Annotated in this window: 24 protein-coding genes and 2 pseudogenes; 11 read left to right on the plus strand and 15 right to left on the minus strand. The window is 64.0% G+C overall.

The window, feature by feature from the left end:
• A pseudogene (locus BRX43_RS20755) lies at positions 1 to 111 on the plus strand (IS630 family transposase); the annotation flags it as partial.
• A 25-nt stretch (positions 112 to 136) separates the two neighbouring features.
• On the opposite strand, the gene BRX43_RS04685 reads toward BRX43_RS20755, so the two are convergent.
• Positions 137 to 890, minus strand: a protein-coding gene (locus BRX43_RS04685; protein WP_125993707.1) for an IS5 family transposase whose coding sequence is annotated in 2 segments (ribosomal slippage) — positions 137 to 560 and positions 559 to 890 — 756 coding nt in all. Because the reading frame shifts where the segments join, the coding sequence is not laid out codon by codon here.
• A gap of 74 nt (positions 891 to 964) precedes the next feature.
• Here BRX43_RS04685 and BRX43_RS04690 point away from each other — a divergent pair.
• Positions 965 to 1524: pseudogene (locus BRX43_RS04690) on the plus strand (IS3 family transposase); the annotation flags it as partial.
• A 318-nt stretch (positions 1525 to 1842) separates the two neighbouring features.
• Here BRX43_RS04690 and BRX43_RS04695 read toward each other — a convergent pair.
• The 3 genes from BRX43_RS04695 to BRX43_RS20200 all read right to left on the minus strand — a co-directional run bounded on the left by BRX43_RS04695 (position 1843) and on the right by BRX43_RS20200 (position 4156).
• Positions 1843 to 2262 (minus strand): response regulator, encoded by a 420-nt coding sequence (locus tag BRX43_RS04695; protein WP_241214769.1) that lies wholly within the window; start codon positions 2260 to 2262, stop codon positions 1843 to 1845.
• A complete protein-coding gene (locus BRX43_RS04700) occupies positions 2259 to 3326 on the minus strand; it encodes an HWE histidine kinase domain-containing protein (protein ID WP_241214770.1) in 1068 nt (355 codons plus the stop codon). The genes BRX43_RS04695 and BRX43_RS04700 overlap by 4 nt, the downstream gene beginning before the upstream one ends.
• Before the next feature lie 683 nt (positions 3327 to 4009).
• Positions 4010 to 4156 carry a hypothetical protein gene (locus tag BRX43_RS20200; protein ID WP_164523525.1) on the minus strand — a complete coding sequence of 49 codons (147 nt, stop codon included), beginning with the start codon at positions 4154 to 4156 and terminating at the stop codon, positions 4010 to 4012.
• Positions 4157 to 4256: 100 nt separating this feature from the next.
• On the opposite strand from BRX43_RS20200, the gene BRX43_RS04705 reads away from it, so the two are divergent.
• Positions 4257 to 6083 (plus strand): HWE histidine kinase domain-containing protein, encoded by a 1827-nt coding sequence (locus BRX43_RS04705; protein ID WP_241214771.1) that lies wholly within the window; start codon positions 4257 to 4259, stop codon positions 6081 to 6083.
• A 5-nt stretch (positions 6084 to 6088) separates the two neighbouring features.
• Positions 6089 to 6466, plus strand: coding sequence for a response regulator (locus BRX43_RS04710; protein ID WP_125993709.1), 378 nt, complete (start codon positions 6089 to 6091; stop codon positions 6464 to 6466).
• Positions 6467 to 6578: 112 nt separating this feature from the next.
• On the opposite strand, the gene BRX43_RS20760 is transcribed toward BRX43_RS04710, so the two are convergent.
• The 5 genes from BRX43_RS20760 to BRX43_RS20780 form a co-directional block, all read right to left on the minus strand.
• The gene (locus tag BRX43_RS20760; RefSeq protein WP_241214772.1) at positions 6579 to 6827 is read right to left on the minus strand and encodes a TonB-dependent receptor; all 249 of its coding nucleotides are present in this window, start codon (positions 6825 to 6827) and stop codon (positions 6579 to 6581) included.
• On the minus strand, positions 6782 to 7225 hold the full coding sequence (locus BRX43_RS20765; protein WP_241214773.1) for a hypothetical protein: 444 nt from the start codon (positions 7223 to 7225) through the stop codon (positions 6782 to 6784). The genes BRX43_RS20760 and BRX43_RS20765 overlap by 46 nt, the downstream gene beginning before the upstream one ends.
• Before the next feature lie 101 nt (positions 7226 to 7326).
• On the minus strand, positions 7327 to 7857 hold the full coding sequence (locus BRX43_RS20770) for a hypothetical protein (RefSeq protein WP_241214774.1): 531 nt from the start codon (positions 7855 to 7857) through the stop codon (positions 7327 to 7329).
• The gene (locus tag BRX43_RS20775) at positions 7770 to 8555 is read right to left on the minus strand and encodes a hypothetical protein (protein ID WP_241214775.1); all 786 of its coding nucleotides are present in this window, start codon (positions 8553 to 8555) and stop codon (positions 7770 to 7772) included. The genes BRX43_RS20770 and BRX43_RS20775 overlap by 88 nt, the downstream gene beginning before the upstream one ends.
• Positions 8536 to 8835, minus strand: a complete 300-nt coding sequence (locus BRX43_RS20780) for a Plug domain-containing protein (protein WP_346962849.1) — start codon at positions 8833 to 8835, stop codon at positions 8536 to 8538. Before BRX43_RS20780 ends, BRX43_RS20775 begins: the two co-directional genes overlap by 20 nt.
• A gap of 681 nt (positions 8836 to 9516) precedes the next feature.
• On the opposite strand from BRX43_RS20780, the gene BRX43_RS04720 reads away from it, so the two are divergent.
• A complete protein-coding gene (locus tag BRX43_RS04720) occupies positions 9517 to 10194 on the plus strand; it encodes a PAS domain-containing protein (protein ID WP_241214776.1) in 678 nt (225 codons plus the stop codon).
• Between the two features lie 249 nt (positions 10195 to 10443).
• Here BRX43_RS04720 and BRX43_RS04725 read toward each other — a convergent pair whose 3' ends face one another.
• A complete protein-coding gene (locus BRX43_RS04725; protein ID WP_125993710.1) occupies positions 10444 to 11082 on the minus strand; it encodes an SOS response-associated peptidase family protein in 639 nt (212 codons plus the stop codon).
• 4 nt (positions 11083 to 11086) lie between these two features.
• Positions 11087 to 11335 (minus strand): hypothetical protein, encoded by a 249-nt coding sequence (locus BRX43_RS04730; RefSeq protein WP_125993711.1) that lies wholly within the window; start codon positions 11333 to 11335, stop codon positions 11087 to 11089.
• Positions 11336 to 11557: 222 nt separating this feature from the next.
• Between BRX43_RS04730 and BRX43_RS04735 the strand changes: the two genes are divergently transcribed.
• Together BRX43_RS04735 and BRX43_RS21145 are read left to right on the plus strand one after the other, a co-directional pair.
• Positions 11558 to 12070, plus strand: a complete 513-nt coding sequence (locus BRX43_RS04735) for a PAS domain-containing protein (protein WP_277600156.1) — start codon at positions 11558 to 11560, stop codon at positions 12068 to 12070.
• Positions 12071 to 12424: 354 nt separating this feature from the next.
• The gene (locus BRX43_RS21145; RefSeq protein ID WP_277600153.1) at positions 12425 to 13135 is read left to right on the plus strand and encodes a methyl-accepting chemotaxis protein; all 711 of its coding nucleotides are present in this window, start codon (positions 12425 to 12427) and stop codon (positions 13133 to 13135) included.
• A gap of 66 nt (positions 13136 to 13201) precedes the next feature.
• On the opposite strand, the gene BRX43_RS20790 is transcribed toward BRX43_RS21145, so the two are convergent.
• The 4 genes from BRX43_RS20790 to BRX43_RS04765 form a co-directional block, all read right to left on the minus strand.
• Entirely contained in the window at positions 13202 to 13897 is a 696-nt protein-coding gene (locus BRX43_RS20790) for a PEPxxWA-CTERM sorting domain-containing protein (protein WP_241214777.1), read from the minus strand.
• Positions 13898 to 13979: 82 nt separating this feature from the next.
• Entirely contained in the window at positions 13980 to 14930 is a 951-nt protein-coding gene (locus tag BRX43_RS04755) for a Gfo/Idh/MocA family oxidoreductase (protein ID WP_206433107.1), read from the minus strand.
• Positions 14931 to 15029: 99 nt separating this feature from the next.
• A complete protein-coding gene (locus tag BRX43_RS04760) occupies positions 15030 to 16085 on the minus strand; it encodes a glycosyltransferase 61 family protein (protein ID WP_164523526.1) in 1056 nt (351 codons plus the stop codon).
• 179 nt (positions 16086 to 16264) lie between these two features.
• Positions 16265 to 16810 carry a LuxR C-terminal-related transcriptional regulator gene (locus BRX43_RS04765; RefSeq protein WP_164523527.1) on the minus strand — a complete coding sequence of 182 codons (546 nt, stop codon included), beginning with the start codon at positions 16808 to 16810 and terminating at the stop codon, positions 16265 to 16267.
• Between the two features lie 495 nt (positions 16811 to 17305).
• Here BRX43_RS04765 and BRX43_RS04770 point away from each other — a divergent pair, with 495 nt between their 5' ends.
• From BRX43_RS04770 to BRX43_RS04785, 4 genes are all read left to right on the plus strand, one after another.
• The gene (locus tag BRX43_RS04770; protein ID WP_125993718.1) at positions 17306 to 17860 is read left to right on the plus strand and encodes a hypothetical protein; all 555 of its coding nucleotides are present in this window, start codon (positions 17306 to 17308) and stop codon (positions 17858 to 17860) included.
• An 82-nt stretch (positions 17861 to 17942) separates the two neighbouring features.
• Positions 17943 to 18692 carry a fimbria/pilus periplasmic chaperone gene (locus BRX43_RS04775; protein ID WP_125993719.1) on the plus strand — a complete coding sequence of 250 codons (750 nt, stop codon included), beginning with the start codon at positions 17943 to 17945 and terminating at the stop codon, positions 18690 to 18692.
• Between the two features lie 3 nt (positions 18693 to 18695).
• Positions 18696 to 21227: a hypothetical protein gene (locus BRX43_RS04780; RefSeq protein WP_125993720.1), complete on the plus strand. Its 2532-nt coding sequence runs from the start codon at positions 18696 to 18698 to the stop codon at positions 21225 to 21227.
• Complete coding sequence (locus tag BRX43_RS04785) at positions 21199 to 22143, plus strand: hypothetical protein (protein WP_125993721.1); 945 nt, start codon at positions 21199 to 21201, stop codon at positions 22141 to 22143. The genes BRX43_RS04780 and BRX43_RS04785 overlap by 29 nt, the downstream gene beginning before the upstream one ends.
• Positions 22144 to 22169 lie beyond the last annotated feature (26 nt).

A 22169-nucleotide genomic window follows, 5' to 3' on the forward strand; every position in this document is an offset into this window, starting at 1 on the left:
GCCGCTCGCACCCGCGACGACCTGTACCGCGCCATCGGTGCCGCCATCGACACCTTCACGCCTGCCGAGTGCGCCAACTACTTCGCCGCTGCAGGATATGATGCGTACTGATCGGAATCTGCTCTAGGGTCCGGACTCATAACCACCAGATGACTGCGGCCGCTAAGGCGATGGTTGCCATGAAGTTTTTGATGTTGCGATCAAAGGGGGTTGCGATGCGCCTCCAGTCCTTGAGGCGGCAGAACATGCGCTCGATGACATTTCGCTGTTTGTAGATGGTGCGGTCGTAGTCGTACTGGACCTTGCGGTTGCGCCGCGGCGGGATGACGGCCTGGGTGCCGCGCTCGTCGAGCCATTCGCGCAACGCCTGGCTGTCGTATCCCTTGTCGGCGACGAGTTCGGCGGATGGTGGCAGTGCAGCGATGCAGGCCTTGGCGACCTTGCAGTCGTGGACGTTTCCCGGCGTCAGCAGGAGGACATGAGGGCGGCCCCTGGCGTCGCAGACGGCATGGACCTTGGTGTTCCGACCGCCTTTGGTGCGGCAGATACCATGGGCCAAGCCCCCCTTTTCCGCCGCCTGCACAGCGGTGCACCTTGATGCAACTGCTGTCGATGAAAGGCCGGTCCGGTACACCGTCCGCACCTGCGAGCGCGCTGAAGATGCCATCCCAGACACCGCGTCCGGCCCAGCGCACGAAGCGGTTGTACAGCGTCTTCTTCGGCCCGTACACGTCCGCGCAGTCCGCCCAGCGCCCTCCACAGCGCAGCGCATGCACGATCCCGCTCAGTACACGGCGATCATCCACCCGTGCCTTGCCGCGCACGTCGGTCGGCAGCAGTGGAGCGATCCGCTCCCACTGCGCATCCGAAAACCAGAAGAAATCTGACATCGCACCACCTCCCCACAGAGGCAGTGAATCACCATCAGGCACACAACCAAAGACCGTTATTGGCTCCGGACCCTAAAAAAAGCCGCCGGCATCTTTGCGGAGATGCCGCGGTGAAGTTCGCCTTTATGGAGCAGCATGGGTCCACCTGGCCGGTGAACGTCATGTGCCGCATGCTCGGTGTGTCGCGCAGCGGCTATTACGACTGGCGCGCTCGCGCACGGAGCGCGCGATCCTGGCGTTGCTCACCGACGTGCGTCGTCTCCAGGCGCGCCATCAGGGACGATACGGAGCGCCCAGGATGCATGCCGCCCTGCGGGCGGAAGGCCATCGGTGCAGCCGTGGCCGCGTCGAGCGGCTGATGCGGCGACACCGCATCCGCGCGCTGGCCGGGCGCCGGTTCCGGCCATGCACCACCGACAGCCGCCACTATCTGCCGGTCGCTCCGAACCTGCTGGCACACCGCTTCGTGGCAAACGCACCGAACCGGATCTGGCTTGCGGACATCACCTACATCGCCACCGGCGAGGGCCGGCTGTATCTCGCGGCCGTCCTCGACTTGGCGACCCGCGAGATCGTCGGTTGGGCGATGCGCGACCATATGCGGACCAAGCTGCCGCTTGCCGCGCTGATGGTCGGGGAGCGGGCGACGATACGGTTGTCGCAGCGAAAGGCTCGGCGTTGGCGGGCCGGGTGGCGGCAGGGGGCGGCATTCTCGAAATCGGGGGCCTGGATGCCGGCGATGCGGATGTGCTCGCCGGTGCGGCACCAGAGGGGCTAACTCCGTTGTCAGCGCGAATCATGGAGCAGGTGAACGGCGTCAGCATGAACAACTTACAAATCGCCTGACCTGCTTATCGCTGGACCGCTTTGCGCTACGTACGGGAACGTGATCCGGATGTCGGAATGCTCCACCCCGATGGCGCGCGTCCGCATGAAGATCAAGGTTGGGTGTTCAGAAGGTCGGCTGAACCGATGCCGCTCCCCCTCGCGGCCACGAACTACCCCGCAATGCATCGTCAGCAGACTTGAGCAATTCATCCCCCCGGTACGGCTTCTGCAGGACCGGCACGTCCTGATAGGCGCCGTTCAAGCCTGCCCGGCCGTAACCGGTCGCGAAGATGAAGGGGGTCCCCCGGGCCCGCAGCAGATCGGCGACGGGGTAGCTCCGGTCTTCGCCCAGATTGACGTCGAGGATACCAAGCTCCACCTCGTCGTCATCCGCCAGCATCATGGCCTCGTCCAGGCGCATCGCGAGAAGCACCTCGCATCCCGCGTCAAGCAGCAAGTCTTCCGCCAGGGCCGCAACCAGGCTCTCATCCTCGACGAGAAGAATGCGACGGCCATTGAGGGAATGGGGGGGCATCATGGTCATGACGCTGTGCCCGTCGCTGTTTCTGATATGGCGACGTCAGCCCTGCCCGGATGCGGAAGACCGAGATCCATCTGGCACACCAGCCCGGATGGACGGTATTGGAGCTGGATTGATCCATCGAACTCCATGGAGACCTGACGCTCCAGAAGACGCGTGCCAAAACCCTTCCGGGTCGGCACCTCGACTTGCGGCCCGCCGACTTCCTCCCAGCGCATCGCAAGGCGCTCGCCTCCCGCCGCCTGCCGCCTGACCTGCCACTCGATACGGACCAATCCATCGGGCACCGACAGGGCGCCGTATTTGACGGCGTTGGTGGCCAGTTCGTGGATCACCATGGAAAGCGAAACCACCATTTTGGGTGCGAGCGGGTGATCGACCCCGTCGAGTTCGAAGCGACCGGGCGCTTGGTAGGCGGCAATCGCCGTCTCGATGGCGGTATAGAGGCTGGCTCCTGTCCACCCCTCCTTCGTCAGGACATTGTGCGCGCCTGAAAGGGCAACCAGCCGGCCTTCAAAGGCCTGTCGCGCATCCGCGTCGGCTCCCTTCAACGACTGGTAGGCGATCGACTGGACGGCCGAGAGCGTGTTCTTCACGCGGTGGTTCAGTTCGTCGATCAACAGGCGCTGACGCTCCCGCGCGGCCTTCTCGTCGCGGATATCGCGAACCTCGATGATCGTGCCGATCGTTCTCGACGCCTCGTCACGAATGGGGCTGGCGGTGAAGGCGACCGGATAGAAGCTCCCGTCCTTGTGGACGAAGGTTTCCTCCCCCTGGGTCTGGTTATGCTCGGGGAAGGCGCGATCGATCGCACATTCGGCAAGCGGGAAGTGCGAACCGTCCGGTCGCGTATGGTGGACGATGTCATGGAGCGGGCGATCCAGCGACAGCACCTCGTCCAGCGTGAATCCGGTCAGCTTCTCGGCCGCGCGGTTCATGTAGATACATTGCTGCCGCTCATCCATCAGGATGATCGAGACGGAGGCGTTGTTGAGAACGGCATCCAGTCGACGTTGCGTGTCGCCAAGCTGTCCGACTTCAGCACCGCTCGCACCCTTCAATCCCATGCCTGCCCCTCGAACTTGTGTCGCCATCTTCCAACCATATGGGATTATACAAACCTCGCAACCGGTTAGACCCTGGATGGTTGCAATCGGTTTAAATGCGTTGCCTGCGAGGTCGCGTATGAGGGACGATAGTGCACCAACGCGGTGCGCCGCGAACGACACATACCTATGAAGTTGAGCAGGATGGCACCAAGCCAGATGAAACCGCATCGGTATGTGCAACGCCAAGTCGGCACCCAGGCACGATGCTCGGCGCCGCGTCGGTGGACGTGCTTGCGGAGATTGTCACCGGTCAACTCAGCGGTGATGTCTTTGCCGATCCGCTAACCATGCGCCTCCTGCACCTCGACGCCTTTGGCCTCCCGAAGCGGGTCGAGGCTGATCCTGCCGTCGCCACGCCAATCTGCGCCCGGTCGACGTCGCGCCCGATCACACCGATGCGGATTAGCCGGGCGATCCGTTGGCGTATGGGGGGTGCCGATGCGTGGCCGTATGCCCCGGCTGATGCGGCATCCCGTGGGGGGCATCCAATCGCCTGGGCATTCGACGTCGACTGCGGTGGCGACCCAGGGGGTGGTGCCGGATAGTCCGTCCGCCCCGCCTCTGCTTTCCGCTCTTATGGAGGCGGTGGCCCGGCGAAATCTATCCCGCCCCGGCGCCAGGCAGCGAACCGAACCTGTGTCCTACCGCTTCACCACAGGCTGATCGACCAACCGTTCCAAATCCTCCCTCACCGCCTCCAACGCGATGACGATGTCGATTACCTCGCCTCTGAATATCAGATCGATGGCCGCAACCAGACCGTCGTTCAGCTCGGCCGACGCGGGCATCAGCGTGCAGCATGGATGTCCGGATGTGTTCTCGTCAGCGGATGATCGCCAAATCCGATCCACCTGCCAACGCTTATCGCGCGATAGGCCTGCATTCCGGATGTGCTATGGCATTGCAGACAAGCAGAACGAGGTCCTGCACTGGACGATTCACATGCCGCGTAGCAAGACCATCCCTGCCATCGACCGCCTGCTGTCAAGGTCATTACAGTATAGATTGAGTCAACCACTGCGTTTCGTCGTCGCCACGGCTGCGGTCCTGGTAGTGGCGTTGTTCCGGGCGTTCGTCGTGACGTCGATCCTGCCGTGGCTGCTTTTCGTTCCGGCAATCCTGGCGATCGGCCTGATGCTGGGACGCGTGCCCAGCGTCTACGCCTGTGTCCTGGCAACGGCCGTCGCAGCCATCTCAATCGCAAATCCCGATCAACCATATTGGCTGACCGACGTGCAATGGGTCGCCAGCCTCATCTTCCTGGCGATTTCCGTTGGCGTCGGGATGCTTGCGGCCGAACTCCACGCAGCCTTTGCCCGCGCACAGAGCCTGACCCTCGAAAAGGACGACGCGCTCGCCCGTTTGTCGGATCGCGAATCCTTCCTCTCCAGCGTCCTTGCCAGTTCGACCGACTGCATCAAGATCCTCGATCTCGACGCGCGCCTGACCTTCATGTCCGAAGGTGGGCAGAAGATCATGGAGGTCAGCGACTTCAACGCGATCGCGGGATGCCCCTGGCCCGATTTCTGGCAAGGCAGAGGCAATGTGGAGGCGCGCGCCGCCGTCGCCGCCGCAAAGGCAGGCGAAAGCAGCAGCTTCGTCGGCAATGCCTCCACCATGGCGGGTACGCCGAAATGGTGGCACGTCGCCGTCAGCCCGGTACGCGGGCCGGACGGCGCCCCGACCGGCATCTTGTCGGTGTCCCGTGACATCACGGCCATCCGCGAGGCGCAGGAGGAAAGCAGTCGTCTGCAACGCGTGGTCGAGAACAGCACCGATTTCATCGGCCTGGCCAGTATGGACGGCACCGTCTTCTCCCTGAACGATGCCGGCCTGGACCTGGTCGGCCTGGACCGGTCGGCGCTCAATGCCGTGGTCATCGCCGACTTCTTCCCGCCGGAAGAGGCGGAGATCGTAGAGGCGCAGGTGCTTCCCGCCGTCCAGAACGAAGGCAATTGGTCCGGCGAACGCCTGTTCCGTCACTTCCGAACCGGCGAACTGATCCCGGTCTTGTACACCGTCTTCTCCGTGTTCGACACGGACGGCACCCAGATCGGCTACGGCACGGTCACGCGCGACAATCGCGAACGCCACAAGGCGCGCGAACAGCAGCAGCTGCTGAACGACGAACTCAGCCACCGGCTGAAAAACGTGCTGGCGGTCGTGCAGTCGGTCGCGGCGCAGACCCTGCGGCAATCGACCGATCTCTCTGCCGCGAATGACGCGCTCGCGGCGCGCCTCACCGCCCTGGCGCAAGCCACGGATGTCCTCACCGCCAAATCCTGGGCGGCGGCCGATCTGCACGAGATCATCCGGCGGACCCTGGCACCCCATGGCTTCAGTGATCGCATCCGGATGCAAGGACCCGCGATTGTGCTCGATCCGCAGATCACGTTGGCCTTCGGACTGGCGTTGCACGAGCTGGCCACGAACGCCGGCAAATATGGGGCGATGTCGACGGACGCTGGACATGTCGATCTTACCTGGAACGTGACGCATGGATCGATCGGCGAAAAGCCACGTTTTCGTCTTATATGGCAGGAGGTTGACGGGCCTATAGTGCGCCCTCCAACCCGCCAGGGCTTCGGGCAGCGGATGATCGAACGATCCCTGCGCTCCTACTTTAAAGGGACCGCAAAGCTCGACTTCCCGTCGAGCGGTCTTGTGTTCACCTTGGACGCCCCGTTGGGCGACAATGGGAAGGTTTGCGAGTAAGCGTCATGGGTCAGAGCAAGCCTATCACCACCAGGTCCATCCTCATCGTCGAGGATGAGGCGTTGATCCGGTTCGACCTGATCGACTTCTTCGAGGATGCCGGCTTTCGCGTGTTCGAGGCGGCCGATGCGGACGAGGCGATCGAAATTCTGGAGCGGGAACGCACCATCCGCGTCGTCCTCACCGATATTCAGATGCCCGGCTCCCTGGATGGCCTCAACCTGGCCCATTATGTCCGCGACCGGTTTCCGCCCACTGCACTGATCGTCACCTCGGGCGCGCTGAGCCCGCGCCCGGCCGATATGCCGATCGACAGCTTCTTCGTTCCGAAACCGATGAACACCCGCAACGTCCTGGCGCAGATCGAACGGCTGATCGGCTGAAATCCTAAAACTACGAACATGGTGTACCAGGGCGGAGACCTCCTCCGCCGCCCATCATGTCCCCTCATGGGAGATACAGGGCGTGAGCCGATCCTCACGCCCCATGTCCCCGTCAGAAGGCGACCCGCACCGAAAGCGAAGTCGTCCGCGCGTTGATGGTCCGCGCCGGCACGATGCCATTCGCCGGGATCACACCATCCTCGGCCTCGGTAAAGCCCAAGGCGTTGAACAGGTTGTTGCTGTTCAACGAAACCAGGATACGGTCGGTCGCACGGAACTGCGCGAAGGCGTTCACCACCATATAGCCGGGCAGATTCAGCTGGTTGCTGTCCTGCGCATAGCTGCTGGTCGTGCCGACCACGTTCGCGCCGATCGTGACGCGGTCCCGATCGACCTGCGGCGTCGCCTGGAAGATAGCCGGGCCTGACGGCGCGGCGGATTGCCGACCAGGCCGCGGTTGAGCGCATCGCTGACGATCTTGGCATCGGTCCAGGTCGCACCGCCGGTCATGTTGAACGGGCCGACGCTATACGCCCCGTCCAGCTCCAGCCCAGAGGCGCGATATTCACGATCGATGAAGACCTGGCGGGTCGCTTCGTAATTCTGCTCCGCGGTCCGCGCCCAGAAGCCGGTCAGGGTCACATGCATGCCCTTCTTGCGATATTTCAGGCCCAGCTCCGCCTGGCGCACATGATCGACGGCGGCATCGCGATTAATCAAATGGCCATCGGTCGTGCTGACCGCCGGGCCGAACAACATCCGGTCGGCATTGGCGCCCCCCCCGCCCGGCTATAGCGGACGAACATGGCGAACGGCTCCGATACGCGGAAGTTGATCCCCGACGAATAGGAGAGATAGTATTAACCGCAATCGACCGGCGTCGGGCTGGTCAGCGGGATCACCGCCACACGCCGCTCGGCCGCCGAGATCACGCCGTCGCCGTTCATGTCCCGCGCCGTGGTGCCGACATGACCGCCGCCCATATCCGATCCGAAGATCGATCCGCGTGCATTGCCGAAATCGTAGCGGACGCTGGCGCCCAGCGCGAAACGCCCGACCTTGTCGTTCAGCGACCCGGACGGCGCGTTGACATTGTAATCGACGCGGTCGCTGCGAAGACAGCAGCCTCCGAAATAGTCCGCCCCGAACGCATAATAGCCGTTCTGAGTCTGCGGCACGCCCGCGGCCTCGACCACATCGACCAGCGCCGCGCGACCATCGTCGCGCACGTCCATCAGCGTCGAGGTCCACAGCCAGTCGGTATCGATCGTCTGGCGCGACTTGTAGAAACCGGCGGTCATGGTCAGCTCGCCCTTGCCGATGTCATAAACGCGGCTGGCGCGCAGGTCGTTGGTGACAATGTCGAGGCTGTTGAGCTTGGTGTCGAACACCACGACGCGCGCAAGCAGACTGTTGCCGTTCGGCCCCGACGGGTTCGTGATCGCCTGGCCGTTATTGGGGCCGCTGACATAGCGCAACGTCGCTCCCGCGCCGCCCAGTGCCGTGCGGTCGCCGCCGCGCCGTCGACCGCCGAGGGGAAGTTCGAGATGAACCGGCCCGAGATGTCCAAGTAGCGGAACCGATCGGTCACGGTCCATCCCGACCCCTCGAAGCGCGTCTCGACCACGAAGGCGTTGACCATCGGATGCTGGCCATCGCGAATATCGTCGACCACCGGATTGTTCTGGCCATCCAGCGTCACGTTGCTGGTGTCGTAGCGCGACAGCAGCGCGTCGCGGGCGATGCTGAATCCCGGTACGATCCCGTACCGTGGATCGGCGTTGGTGCCGGTCACGTGCACGGGGTTGGGCAGATAGGCCGCCGACCGATCGTTCAGGAACTTGCCGTAGAAGCGCATATAGCCGCCACGGAATTCCTTGGTGACGTTCAGCTTGATCTGGCCGCCCTTCGTTCCGTCATAGCTGACGCGGCGCGGCCCCTGGACCTGGTGATAGAAGCCGCCGATATGGAAGCGCAGGGTGTCGGTGAGCTTGGCGCCGTAATCGAAGTCGAGCCGATACTCGCCACAGTCCAGGCCAGCGGTCGCCATGATCGCGCCGCCCGGCACGTCACCGGTCTTGGAGATCATGTTGATGACCCCGCCGGACGAATTGGACGAGAAGGTCGAGGCGGAGCCGCCGCGAATGGCATCGACTGACGACACGTTCGTGTCGGCGCGCAGGAATGTGCAGGAAAATGTCGGCATTGTCGAAGGTGATGTCGCGGAATTCGAGCACCGGCAGGCCGTCTTCCTGCAACTGCAGGAACGTGGCGCCGCCCGACGCGATCGGAAGGCCGCGGATCGCGATATTGGCATTGCCGTCGCCGCCCGAGCTTTCCGATCGGATGCCGGGGATGTTGCGGAAAATCTCGACGGTCGATCGCGGCCACGTGCGACGGCGGTGACTATGATATCCTTGCCAGCCGTAGTCTCCTCACCGGCTTGGTCGTTTGTAGATGCGCCATCCGGTGCAGCTTGCGCCTGCGCTTGCGCAGGGATTAGCAGGGCGAAAGGAATGACTGACAGTAGCAGATTATGATGAAGCACTTGCCCCAAGGTATTTTAGCGCCGTCTATCGAGGAAGCACTTGCGACAGATTAAATCCTCGTAATTTTAAAGGGTAGTTTATGGGTCAATATCGCTGTTGATACAGCTGTAATCGTAACATCAAATTAGTCAAAATCGACATCACATTGTTGAGGGCGGGATTCATTCACGAAATACTGCCGTTTGGACGGTATATTCTACCGGCCGATGCTCAAAAACGCTGCCTGCTGACTTACCTCGGCAGGAGGGGCGGGATAATGTTTGACCATAGGATCGTTTTCGGGATGACGCGCCATCCGTCGCGGCGGCAACCTCGAACGCACCCGCCATCAGAAGATGCGATTGAGGGAGGCCAGCCAAACAGAAATTCGCCGTGACCTGCAACCGGATCAAGCAAGGCGGTGCATCATGGCGCGACTTCCACAACATGAACCAAATTGGCTTCTAAAACGTCCATTCGAGGCGCTTGTCGCAGATCAGCCAATGGGCCTATCTAGGCGGCTTGGCCTTCAAGATTGTGGTGACGATGCCGACTGCTCATTGCGTAGCCACGATCGACGGTATCATCCTCACCGCAGATCGGGGGTTTCTCGATCTTGTCGGATTGAGCGAGGCGGAGGTGATCGGCGCTTCGTACCGCACCATCACCCACCCGGACGATCTCGACCGAAGCGCGACGATGCTGGCCTCTCTCGTCGATCGCGCACCGCCATTCCGCCTGCAAAAGCGGTATATCCGACCGGACGGCACCATCATTGCCGCGAACCTGTATGTCACCCGGTTCACCGATGCCGATCGGCTCGTCAGCACGATCTTCTGGAATGATGACGGGCGGACACCGCCGCCAGCGCGGTTGTGGGAAATGGCGCTGCGCATCCGGCGCTTGCACGAGGTGCGCAAGGCGGCACTGGGTGACGACTTGTCGACGGATCCGGTCTGGTCTGTACTGAACTGCGTCTACCTTGCCGAGGCGGAAGGGCGCGTCGTCGGCGTTTCCGATATCGCGACCGAGACCGGCCTACTGCCGGCGATCGTGGAACGCTGGGTGAAAGTCCTTAGCGATCGCGGGATCGTCGAACCCTGCGCGCTGGCACGGCGAAACGTCCAACTGACCCAAGCCGGCATGTCGAAAATGGAGGCGATCCTGTCATCCGCGTACGAAATGCCGGTCTCGCGCTGACGCTTCGTCGACCAGGCAGATCACGCCGTCCAGATAGGCGGCCGCGACCGCGCAGCCTTGCTCGTCCAGGATCGCGAGGGCGTCGCGGAGAAGGTCCGATGCAAGCTCCAAGCGTGCTTGATCTTGCTGGTTCACCTCTGCCTCCTATCTGCCGCCACAAGGCTACCATTGTCGGGATTACAGCGGGATAGCCACGATATGACAGGCGCCAACGCACATCACCACTTGTTATCGACAGGCTGCGCAGAATCACCCCGCCGCCTGGCCACCCTTGCGCGTCGGGAACACCGGCCCGCGCACCGTCATCCGCTCCGCCGGATAGGGCCGCTGGAGGGCGACCACGTCCTCATAGCTGCCGGTCAGCCAGCGGTCCCAGTCCGCCTCGGGCAGGATCGTGATCATCGCCTTGGGGTGGATCGGCGCGACCAGATCGTTCGGATCGCAGGTCACCATCGCGAAGCCGGTGCCCTTCGCCGCCGGCTGCCAGAAGCCGGCGATCGCGAACACCGGCTGGTCGGGCACGGCGAACCACATCTCGCCCTTGATCGGCGGCCCGTCGCCGACCGGGTGCTTGTCCGGCGTCCACTCGCAGAACTCGGTCAGCGGCACGAGGCAGCGGTGCCGCGGCTCGGCGGCGAGCCGGCGCCATTGCGGCAGGCCCAGGTTGCGCACGTTCGTCATCGGCCATGACGCCGCGCCGCCCAGCACATCCCACAGCATCAGGTCGACCACCCGGGCCCCGCCCGCCTCGCGGACGACGAAAGCCTTGCTCTTGGGGAACAGCTCGACCGGATCGCGGTTCGGCCGCACCACGCCGTCCGCCCAGCCGGCCCCGAAGCGTTCGAACAGCGTCTCGGGCTCGCTGGCCAGCCGGGCGCGGTTGCACATGCGATCAGCGCCGCGCCGTGACCGGCACGGACGCGCGACCGGGTGGCGGTGCGTCGCGCGCGGCCGGCGGCCCGTCCGGGGACGCGGACAGCCGGGTCGCGTGGAGATGCCGCAGGATCAGCGCCAGATCGCGCTCCGTCAGCCCAGAGGCCGCATCGATCACGTGCCCCTCGGGCAGCGGTTCGACCCAGGCCGCCAGGCGGTTGCATGCTGCGCCCAGCGCCGCGTCGGAGGAGTCGTCGAAATCAGCCATCCGCGAAAGGTACGGCGTTTGAGATGGGGTTCAAGGTGCGAACGGTGCCGACGGCGCGTACTCGCGCACATCGCTGCAACGGCGACTGCCGCCGCACACAGCCTGCTATAGAGCTTTGATATGCCGACTAAGCTATGATGGGATGAGCCGTTGTGCAAATCGTTTAATCTGACGTGGGCGATGAGGAATGATCGCTGATCGCGCGCCATACTCGACGAAGTGGTGGGGCGCCATCACCGCATGTTCGTCGACCCGCACGAGGCGAACAGCCGTTCCTATGCCGATTTCCAGGGTCGGCTGCGCGCGGGCGAATTCTTCTCGGCAGAGTTTCCCCGCGTCAGCAAGGCCGGCAAGCGGATCTGGATCCAGGGCGTCTACAACCCCCTACTCAACGCGGATGGTGTTCCATTCAGGATCATCAAGTTTGCCACCGACATCACGAACGCCAAGCTCAAAAGCGCCGATCACGCAGGCCAAATGGCTGCGATCGGTCTGACGCAGGCAGTGATCACCTTTGACCTGAACGGGATCATCACTTCGGCGAACAAGATATTCTGCGACGCGGTGGACTATGCCGAACATGAAATCGTCGGCCGGCACCACCGGATGTTCATGCTACCCGAAGAGCGGGACAGCGTCGGCTATGCCGATTTCCGGAAAGCGCTCAATCGCGGCGAGTGTCTATCCGGTGAATTCTGCCGACGGACTCGGTCGGGTCGTTCCATCTGGCTCTAGGCGTCCTACACACCGATCCTTGATCCGAACGGCATAGCGTTCAAGGTGTGAAATATGCCAGCGACATCACGAAACGCGTCGAGGAAAAACAAGGGTTCAATCTACTCTCGCTGGTCGCTGACGGCGCCGAGAATTCCGTCGTCACGGACCGCGACCGGCGCATCATCTATGTCAATGAAGGCTTTCGCCGCCTGACCGGATATACGGATGCGGCGGCGACGGGCAAGTCGCCTGGTCGCATCCTGCAGGGTGTCGCAACCGACCCGGACACCATCGCGCGGATCAGGAGCAAGCTGGCGAATGGCGAAGCCTTTTACGATGAGATCTTGAAATATAAAAGCATGGCGAGCCCTATTGGATTTCGCTGGCAATCGATCCGATGCGCAGGGGCAAATCGAGAATTTCATTTCGATTCAGGCCAACATCACCGAAACCAAGATGCAGTCTCTGCAGTTCGACTTGAAGCTCAAGGCGATCGGTGCCTCCACCGCCATGGCGGAATGGAACGACGATGGGATATGCCAAGCGCTAAACCCGGTTCTCGCGGATCGCGCCATGCGGCCATTGGCGAAGATCCTATCAGGCGACCAGATCGCGCGCGTGCTTCGCAACGAGGTGGTGCGGTGCGAAGTCGCATGGCCTGATTCCAGGGGCCACGACATGTGGCTGGACGCTGTGTTTTCGCCGATGATCAACCTCGAAGGTCGGATCGACCGCATCCTGATGCGTGGCGTCGATATCACGCCACGACGTCACACGGTCGAGGAGACGTCGTTGGCGATGCGGCAAATGCTGGATGGCGTCACCAACATCGTCGGGAAGATCGACGTGATCGCCAGAATGACCAATCTCCTTGCCTTCAACGCGGCCGTGGAGGCGGGCCGGGCCGGCGAAGCGGGCAGTGGCTTCAAGGTAGTGGCGGAGGAATTGCATAAGCGCGCAGCGCAGGCTGGGGAAGCAACCACGGAAATCAACGTACTACTCGAGAACAGCAGGGTCCAGATCGCGCGCCTCCGCGACGGCGACACCGCCGATCATGGTTCGCCTATCAGGATCGCTGGGTGACTCGCCCCGGAACGCGTTCTTCGAATCCATCGATAGGGCACACCATCAAATTCGGAGATCAAACAGTTAGGCCCAGGCAATCTTCATAGCGCGGCGACGATAGCGCGCCGCGCCGCCGATCAGGCTGAATCCGACCAGCATCATCGCCCAGGTGGCGGGTTCCGGAACCGTGCCAGTGGCTTCGTCATAGGTCAGGGTCAATGTGCCGGCGGCCCAGCGCGCATCCGGCGACACCGAAATATCGTCCAGATCCTCGAAATATTCCAACCGCAGGATGCCGTCCGCACCGACCATGAAATCGAGGCCCAGCACGACGAGATCCGCCGAGCCCGTGTAGCTGGCCGTCCCCGGATTGTTGTCGTTGCCGCCGGGCGTCAGGGTCAAGCCGGCACCGCCATCCGAACTGGTCAACCCCACCGACGTCTCCGACAGGTAGCTTGGATCGAATGCCGTGATCGTCACGGCGTATGCCAGGCCGGTGACCCGCGATGCGGCTCCGATGTTGAAGATTTGCACGCTATTCTGCGCGTCGCCGAATGCGGCGAAACTCTGCGCGCCCGCGACGTCGACGATCAGCGTTGCCGCCTCGGCCTGGGACACCTGCAGGGCCGCCGTCGAAAGGACGCCGGCGATCACGTAACGGATGATCTTCCCCATCACATTCTTCCCTGTTCGGCCCCGCTGGTTGTCCTCAAGGGTCAGTGACGATCGAGATCGATCGATACTTGCCAACGCTTGGGGTCGAGTGCCGACCGCAATCATGCCACAAGCACCGATTTTCTCAATGAATTTCTGTTAACTATCAGCCACTAAAGCGCCGTCACCTGTATCAGAACGGGATGGTTCAATGCTGCGCATGCCGGACGATTGCCTCGCATGTCTCATGCGTCTCCAGGATGGCGGCGCCGTCGACCGGCCGACGCTCGCTCGCCGCAAGCAGGAAGTCCGCGCACATCGCCTCGAAACCGCGTTGCCGCCCGACCGATGTCCAGTCGGCCCGTCGATGCGAATGCTGCACCCCACGCGCTTCGATGCGTTCCGCGAGGTTGAGCACGGTGTGGCGCGCCCCGCCGCCCATCGCGTCCAGCCGCTCCTCGTCTAGCCCGCTGTCACGGTGCATCGTGCCGATGGCGGTAAACCCATCGCCAGCGAGCGTGAGGGTGACGGCGTGCAGCAGGCCGTCCACGACATGGGTCTCGACCGTGCGTCGGCGGACCGCGCCAGGCACGAGGAACAACAGTGTATCGACGACATGGATGAAGTCATCGAAGACCACCCGCCGCGGCGCGTCCGGTTGGCGAAACCGGTGTTTCTCCATGAGGATGAGGTTCGCGCCGATGCCACGCAGAGCCATATAGTCGGGGGCGAAGCGTCTGTTGAAACCGACCATGAGCGGAACCGCACGCGCCGTGGCCGAGGCCACAAGCGCTTGGACGTCGCTGAGATTGTCCGCGAGCGGTTTGTCGACGAAAGTCGGGACACCGCGCTCGATCAGCAGTCTGACAAGGTCGGCGTGCGCCGGCGTCGCCGCATGGACGAAGGCGGCATCGAAGGACGTGGCGGACAACGCATCCGTCGCATTGGCATGCCGATGCTCGATACGGAACGCACGACCGACCGCGTCGAGAACGACCTGGTCGCGCGTCGCCAGATGAATGTCGAGATCGGCGCGCCTGGACAGCACCGGAAGATAGGCTTTCTGGGCGATGTCGCCCAGACCAATCAGGAGGACCCGCATATTGTCTTTCCTTGGTCCGGCATGATCGCGGCCCTTGACGACATGCGGTACCGTCATCGTTGCGCTTCCCGCAACCGGCCGCCGGGGCAACCCCGGACGAACTGGACTCCAGAGCCAGCCAGTTCATCCTTGATCCGATCCGCAAGGGCCTGATAACTATCCGGCGGCCTCTGCATCGATCCGGTCGATCATCCGCAGGACCTGATCGATATCGACGGCAAAGTCGTTTTCGCCCTGCTGCTCGCCGACCACAAAGGCATAGCGAAGGCCGATCGCGTCGCACAAATCCTTGATGATCAGTTCGAAACGATGAGGTGGTTGTATCGTCAGCACCGCCCCGCCGCGCCGCGCCCAGAGCGCGCCGTTCAACATCTGGCTGCCCTCGACGCCGACCACCAAATCCGCGTCGACACAGGTTGCGAGTATGTGCGACACCGGCGTCTCAGCGGGATCGAGGACGATGAAGCCCTGCGCGGCCAGGGCCTCCGCCAGCGCCGCTTCGTTGACGAGCATCCGCCGCTTGCCCGTCGCCCCGCGCAGCAACATGACGCGCTGTCCGCGGCTCGTCGGATACCGGTCCCGAGCCAGCGCGCGCAGTCGCTCGTAGCGATCCTGCTTGTCCGCATTCTGACCGAAATCGTCGATGACGATCAGCCGGTCGACCCGCGCTTCCGGCGTGACGGGAATGACCAAATCAAGCTGCGCGGCATAATCGCGTTGCGATGCCGTCGGTTGGGTCAATACCGACAGCGGTGGCGCAAGGGACTGGACCGCAAGCTGGCGGGGCAGATCGTCCATCAACCAGTGGCCGAAATAGCGGCAACCGATCCAGGACGAGGCCATCGACGCGTGATCATAATGCGGCGCCATCAATGATGCCATCACGGGCGCCGGCTCCATCCCAACCTGTAGATAGGTGCGCCAGGTGAAGATCTGCCCGCGCGCGATCACGGCGTCCTTCAGTTCATAGGCGATCGTCGGGGCATTCTCGACCGGTCCCCCCACCACGCGCCGACGCTCGGACGCGACGTCGCGTATCGCGGAGCCCACCCCGGTGATCCGGTCGAGATCGGCGGGATGGTAGAGTGCCGCCGGACTGACGGTCCTTGTACCAGGGGCGATCTCCCAGCGCCGCGTCGCTCCATGGCCATGATCGTTGCGCAGCCCCAGCTTCGGCCGCAACCGGCTGACGAACGGTTTGAGACGTGACAATAGCGCAGTCCGACGAGCGTCCATCCAAGCATCCTTCGTTCGCATGATCGCCGCGGCAGGACGCGTATCGGCGACACCGGTCATGGCTGGCGACGGGTTTGACGGCTCGCGCGATGAAGAACAATCACCTTTGCACAATACCTTGCATAGGTTTCCTCAATTGTGTGGAAGCCCGGCGGTCAGGCGCCGATATAGGGAAGCAGCTTGTGGAACAGCGCCTCGCGCGATCCGACCTGGAGCTTTTCGTAGATGTGGCGGATATGCACCCGCACCGTCCCGATCGAGATGTGCAGCGCCACCCCCGCCTCCTCGGCAGTGCAACCGTTGAACAGCGCCTGCACGATGCGGCGCTCGGCTCCGGTGAGGTGAAACAGGCCTTGCAACCGATCACCCTCGATCGTCTGGGTCGGCATCGCGGCACGAAGCGTCAGTCCGATCAGCGGTTCCCCCGCTTCGCTGCGAAGCTGGATCGCGGCGCAGAAGAGATGCCGGCCGCTGGCATGAGGCAGGCATATCCACGTCGCCTCACCATGCACGGATTGCACGATCCAGCGTAGCAGGTCGGATCGATGCGTTCCCCCGCCAGCCATGCAGCGCTGATTGATAGGTCGGGTGGCCAACTCCTCGAGCAATTCCAGCGCCGCGGCATTGGCCCAGAGTATAGCGAACTGATCGTTGATGATCAGCTTGGCGCGCTCGTCATGTTCCGCCCACAGCGAAAACATGCTGGCTCGCGCAGATGTCGCCACCTGCTCCATTATACTGACCATATATGTTCCCCCTTGAATGACGGCTGTTCAGACGACTCAAGGCGATCGCAGTGTAGGAATCTCGACCGTCACAACCCGATCCACTGCTATGCTGCTTTGGCTCGATTCCTGGTAAGACTGGAACAGACATAACGGATCGTTCCGGCGTGATGCACTTCCCTCGACGAGTCCATGAGTCGTATTCGCCTGATTTCGAACGGATTATGCACCGATTATGGGGATGAAAATCCCCAGATGGGCGGACCATTATTAACACCTGTCCCATTTTGAAGCATTTTTATAAAGACCTCGTCATCGAAGACTTTTTCGACGACCTACCCAATGTGTGAGATTTCACCATCGAGGAATTCACCTAGCGTTCATGCGACGCCAAGGGGTTCGTTCCCGAGGGGTCGCAAAGGGAAACCGCCGGACAAAGGGCGGGTGAAACCACATAACAGGAGAAAATCGATGAAGGGTCTGATCATCGCTTCGGCTGCCATCGCAGCCGGGATCGTCGCAGTGCCGGCATCGGCGGAAACGCTGAACGTTCAGGGTGTCGTCGCGCCCTACTGCAACGTCAACCTGACCAACGTATCGAGCGGCACCGCCTCGGTCGCCATGGCCGGCGTGCAGACGGTGGCCAATCTGCGGCTGTCCTGCAATGCCGTGTCCGGCACCAAGTTCATCCTGCGCACCCAGAATGGCGATCTCCTCCAGACCATCAACGGCATGGAGCACCGGATCAACTATGACGTGAGCGTGGATTCGGCCAGCGACAGCGCGTTCAACATTCCCGCCCACGACACCTTCCCCGGCAGCAATACCGAGGATCGCAACCAGTTCACCCGCTCCAATTCGGGCTATACGCAAGCGGTGGCGAACGGCATTCCGCTGGTGCTGTCGATGAACCTGAACGTCGCGGTGGACCCGAACAACACGCCCACCTCGCGCAACTATCCGGCCAATGCCGCGCCGGCCGGCACCTATGCCGAGGTGTTCAGCTTCACCGCTACCTCGGTCTGAACCACCTGATCGAAAAAGGGGAGACGCCGCGAGCGGCTCCCCTTTTTCAGAGGTGGAAGATGGCGGAAAAGGGGGACGGGACATGCGAATTTCAAGGACGCTCATCGCGGGGGCGCTGCTGATCGCCGCCTGGCCGGCGACGGCCGTGGCGCAAGGCTATCAGGTCCAGCCGATGCTGACGACGATCGCGCCATCGGGACCCAAGGCGCGGGTTAGCATGATCATAAAGAACTCGGGCGCGGTCCCGATCTCGCTGGAGATGACCCCGTTCCGCGCCACCGTGAACGAGGCCGGGGCGGCCACCAGGGTCGATGAGGAGAAAGACGTGCTCGTCTATCCCGCCCAGACCTCGATCGATCCGGGCAAGGAGCAGACGGTGCAGATCCGGTATATCGGCGATCCTGCCCTGACCGAGGCGCGCATGTACGGCGTGCGCGTCTCGCAACTGCCGGTCAGCGCGCCAGGCATGGCGACCGCGACCAGCAGCTCGGGTGCGGCCACCGACGTGAAGGTCAGCTTCAACTTCCTGAGCCATATCATCGTCTCGCCCGAGGATGCCAAGGCGGTGCTGGCGGTGGAGGATGTCGGTCGCGCGCCCAATGGCGACCTGATGCTGCGCATCACCAATAGCGGCGCGGGAATCGCAGTGCTGACCGCGTCCGATGTCCGGCTGACCGACGCGGCCGGCAAGCGTAGCGAACTGAAGCCCGAGGATTTCAAGATCGGCGATTTCTCGGCCTTCATGCCCCGCCAGACCCGGCGGGCGACCATCGCGGCAAAGGACCTGACGGGGCTGACCGGCCCGATCAAGCCCGTTCTCACCGTCCAGTGACCTATGGCACGCGTCGGTGCGCGCCGGCGGATGGCGCGCCTCGCGATGGCGGGCGCCTGCGCGTCGAGCGTCGCGCTGGTGCCCGCGCGGGGGCATGACCTGCCGCGCAGCGATGACGCGGCGGCCGCGATGCCAGGGTCGCCCGTCGCGCCGGCAACGGCGGCCGGTGCGGCGGCGGTGCAGAACACTGCCTCGCCGCTCGGACGGGTCGGGCCGGTGCGGGTGCCGCTGGAGGTCTCTTTGCGGGTCAACGACGCGTTCCTCGGCACGATCAGCGTCGCGGTCGATCCCAAGGGCGCCGGCGAGATCGATGCGATCCGCTTCCTTGCGCTGATCCGGCCGGTCGTCGCCGCCGACCTGTACGCGGCGATGGAGGCACGGGTCGCCGGGCGGCCGAGGGTTGATTTCGTCGAGTTGAACATCGATACCTTCGTGCTGCGCTTCGACAGCTTGGCCCTGGAGGTGGTCGGCACGCTGGCTCCCAGCGCCACCGCCGCGAAGGCGCTCCGCTTCGCGCCGCAACAGGAGGTGCCGGTGCCGTCCAGCTTCGACCAGCCGGCCCGGTTCGCCGCCGGCGTCAATATCGGCGCGGGCCAGCGCTACGTCTATGGCCGGGGGTTCGAGCGGGTTCGCGCCGACTTCAACGGCATCGCCAGCATCGGCGGGTTCGAGGGAGTGACGCTGACCGGCGGCGCGACCTATGATGGCGAGCGCTGGCTGCGGCGCGAGCTGCGCGCGACGCATGACGAATTCGAACGCGCGATCCGCTTCACCGCCGGCGAGTTCACGCCCAGCTCCACCTCGTTTCAGGGATCGGCGCGTATCCTGGGGCTTGGCGTCGAGCGGGCCTATCAGACGATCCGCCCCTTCCAGAACACGCGTCCGATCGGGCGACAGCAATTCACTCTCGACCGGGAGTCGAGCGTCGACGTGCTCGTCAACCAGGTCCGCGTGCAGACGGTGCGGCTGGCCGCCGGCCGCTATGACATCGGCGATTTCCCCTTCGCCGCGGGCCCCAATCAGGTGCAGCTCGTGGTCGAGGATATCGGCGGCAAGCGCGAGATCCTCGATTTCGACGTATTCAATTCGACCAGCCTGCTGACCCCCGGCCTGTCCGAATTCGGCGGCGCGGTCGGGGTGCGCGAACATGGCACCTTGCGCTACGGCGCGTCGCCAGCGGCGACGGGCTATGGCTATTTCGGCCTGTCGGACAATCTGACCTTGGGCGCCAATGCCCAGGCGACCACTAGGCGGGCGCAGATCGGTGGCGTCGCGGTGCTGGGCACGCCGATCGGCTTCTTCCAGATCGAGACGGCGGCGAGCCGGCGCTTCGGGGCCGGTGGCATCGAAACGGCCGCCTCGCTCGACTATCGTGGCGAGTTCACCACCCGGTCGAAGAACGATCTTCGTCTCGCCCTGTCCGCCGTCTATCGCAGCGCCGAATTCCAGAATGCGTTCAGCCGCGATGGCCGGAACAGCCGCGCGCTGGATGTCGCCGCGCAGGTGCAATGGCTGGCCCCCTATGCGATCAGCATCGGCGGCAGTGTCGGCTATAGCAAGGCGCGCGACGGGGGGCCAAACTCCTATCGGATCGACATGACGCTCGGCCGCAGCTTCGGCCGGCTGGGTCTTAGCACGACGGGATCGCGGCTGGTCTTCGGCAACGGCTTCGGCAATGACACCCGCGTGGCGCTGGGCCTGTCGCTCCGCTTCGGGCGACGCGACAACCTCTTCGCCCGCTATGACAGCGGCACGGGGCGCAGCGAGGTCGAGGTCAGCCGCACGCCCGATGGCCGGCTGGGCGAGATCAGCGGCAATCTCCGCTATACGCAGGATGACGATGCCCGGGCGATTTCCGGTCGGCTGGCCTATATCAACAACCGGTTCGACCTGGTGCTCAACCATAATCGGCTCGAGCGGCGGGGGCCTGACGGGCAGACCGCCAATGCCTCCGACTGGAACGCCCGGACCTTCATCGGCTTTGCCGATGGCCGGTTCGGGGTCGGCCGCGCGGCCGATGAGGGGTTCGTCATCGCGGCCCTGCATCCGTCGTTGCGGGGAGCGCAGGCGTCCATCCTGGCGGGCGACCGGGTCGTGGCGCGCAGCGGCTGGCTGGGGCCGGCGCTGGTGCCGGTGGGCCGCGCCTATGGCGCGGGTCGCTACGAGGTGAAGGTCGATCCGCTGCCGATCGGATATGATCTGGGTGCCGGCACGATCAACGTCTTCCCCGGCTTCGGCTCGGGCTATCGCGCGATGATCGGCAGCGACGAATCGCACATCGCGGTCGGCATATTGGTCGGCCCGGCCGGGCCGCTCGCGCTCGCGTCCGGGACGATCGAGCCTGTCGATGCCGCCCGGCGCAAGACGTGGAAGGCGCGCGGCTTCTTCACCAATCGCAGCGGTCGCTTCGTCGCCGATCGGCTAGCCCCCGGCCGCTATCGCCTGGCGCTGCCCGGCCAGGCGGATGCGACGTTCGAGATCGCCAAGGATGCGGAGGGGTTGATCGATGTCGGTACGATCCGGCTGGCACGCTGATCTGGCACGGCGCGCATGGCGCAGAATCTGGCCGGGACTGGCTGGCGTCCTGATGATCGTGGCGGGGCCGGAGGCGGCGGCGCAGCAATGCGATGCCAGGCTGCTGCCCGTCGCCTCGACGCTGCGGCTCGATTATGATCCCTTCGCCCTGGCGCGCACAACCGGTCGGTGGAGCTTCGATGTCGAGAGCCGCTCGGACCAGCCCTGCGAGGTCGATCTGGCGCTGGTCGATGACCAGCATCTCGGGCGCGCCGACATCGCGATCGATCCCAGCGGCGTGGTGATCGGCATCCAGGCGGCACCGGGCGACGCGACCCCGGTTCCGACCGCCTCGGCCGGCGTCTGGCGCGTGCGGCTGCCGCCCGGACGACGGACCCGGCTGTCGCTGGACGCCACCGTCACCACGGATGGCGTCGCACCGGCGGGCGAGAGCGCGACCGACCTCTCGTTGGAATTGCGCGCGCCGGGCAGCGTCGTCGCGACCGGGACGGCGTTGCCGGTTCGAATCGTTCTGGCGACGGTGCCGCGCGCGCAGATGAACATCGTCGGCGCCGCCGGGACCTTTGGCGAAGGCGCCAGCGTCACCCGCGTGGACTTCGGCGTCCTGGAAACGGGTGCGCAGCGTCGCGTCTTTCTTCAAGTGCGCGCAAATGGCCGGGCGAGGCTGTCGATCGCATCCGCCAATGGCGGATATCTGATGCGGACCGATCATGCGGCGAGCGAGGCGGGCGTCCCCTATCAGGCGGCGTTCGACGGTCGCGCCGTCGACCTCGCCCGAGGATGGGCGGAGGAATTCGAGCCACCGGCGTCGCTGGCCGGTGCGTCAATGCCGCTCGACCTGACACTCGGCACCGTCGGCCCCCGCCCGGCGGGGAGCTATTCCGACCTGCTGACGATCGAACTGAGCGCGCTTTGACCCGACGGACGTCCCCGGTCCGCTCC

This window comes from Sphingomonas sp. S-NIH.Pt15_0812 (genome assembly GCF_003951315.1).
Lineage (GTDB): Bacteria > Pseudomonadota > Alphaproteobacteria > Sphingomonadales > Sphingomonadaceae > Sphingomonas.

Excerpts from the sequence above, each read along its gene's own strand:
- BRX43_RS04695 (WP_241214769.1), bottom strand. The coding sequence starts at position 2,262 with ATGACCATGATGCCCCCCCATTCCCTCAATGGCCGTCGCATTCTTCTC.
- BRX43_RS04700 (WP_241214770.1), bottom strand. The coding sequence starts at position 3,326 with ATGGGATTGAAGGGTGCGAGCGGTGCTGAAGTCGGACAGCTTGGCGAC.
- BRX43_RS20200 (WP_164523525.1), bottom strand. The coding sequence starts at position 4,156 with ATGCCCGCGTCGGCCGAGCTGAACGACGGTCTGGTTGCGGCCATCGAT.
- BRX43_RS04705 (WP_241214771.1), top strand. The coding sequence starts at position 4,257 with ATGTGCTATGGCATTGCAGACAAGCAGAACGAGGTCCTGCACTGGACG.
- BRX43_RS04710 (WP_125993709.1), top strand. The coding sequence starts at position 6,089 with ATGGGTCAGAGCAAGCCTATCACCACCAGGTCCATCCTCATCGTCGAG.
- BRX43_RS20765 (WP_241214773.1), bottom strand. The coding sequence starts at position 7,225 with ATGTTGTTCGGCCCGGCGGTCAGCACGACCGATGGCCATTTGATTAAT.
- BRX43_RS20775 (WP_241214775.1), bottom strand. The coding sequence starts at position 8,555 with ATGATCTCCAAGACCGGTGACGTGCCGGGCGGCGCGATCATGGCGACC.
- BRX43_RS04725 (WP_125993710.1), bottom strand. The coding sequence starts at position 11,082 with ATGTGCAACCGCGCCCGGCTGGCCAGCGAGCCCGAGACGCTGTTCGAA.
- BRX43_RS04730 (WP_125993711.1), bottom strand. The coding sequence starts at position 11,335 with ATGGCTGATTTCGACGACTCCTCCGACGCGGCGCTGGGCGCAGCATGC.
- BRX43_RS20790 (WP_241214777.1), bottom strand. The coding sequence starts at position 13,897 with ATGATTGCGGTCGGCACTCGACCCCAAGCGTTGGCAAGTATCGATCGA.
- BRX43_RS04755 (WP_206433107.1), bottom strand. The coding sequence starts at position 14,930 with ATGACGGTACCGCATGTCGTCAAGGGCCGCGATCATGCCGGACCAAGG.
- BRX43_RS04765 (WP_164523527.1), bottom strand. The coding sequence starts at position 16,810 with ATGTTTTCGCTGTGGGCGGAACATGACGAGCGCGCCAAGCTGATCATC.
- BRX43_RS04770 (WP_125993718.1), top strand. The coding sequence starts at position 17,306 with ATGAAGGGTCTGATCATCGCTTCGGCTGCCATCGCAGCCGGGATCGTC.
- BRX43_RS04775 (WP_125993719.1), top strand. The coding sequence starts at position 17,943 with ATGCGAATTTCAAGGACGCTCATCGCGGGGGCGCTGCTGATCGCCGCC.
- BRX43_RS04780 (WP_125993720.1), top strand. The coding sequence starts at position 18,696 with ATGGCACGCGTCGGTGCGCGCCGGCGGATGGCGCGCCTCGCGATGGCG.
- BRX43_RS04785 (WP_125993721.1), top strand. The coding sequence starts at position 21,199 with ATGTCGGTACGATCCGGCTGGCACGCTGATCTGGCACGGCGCGCATGG.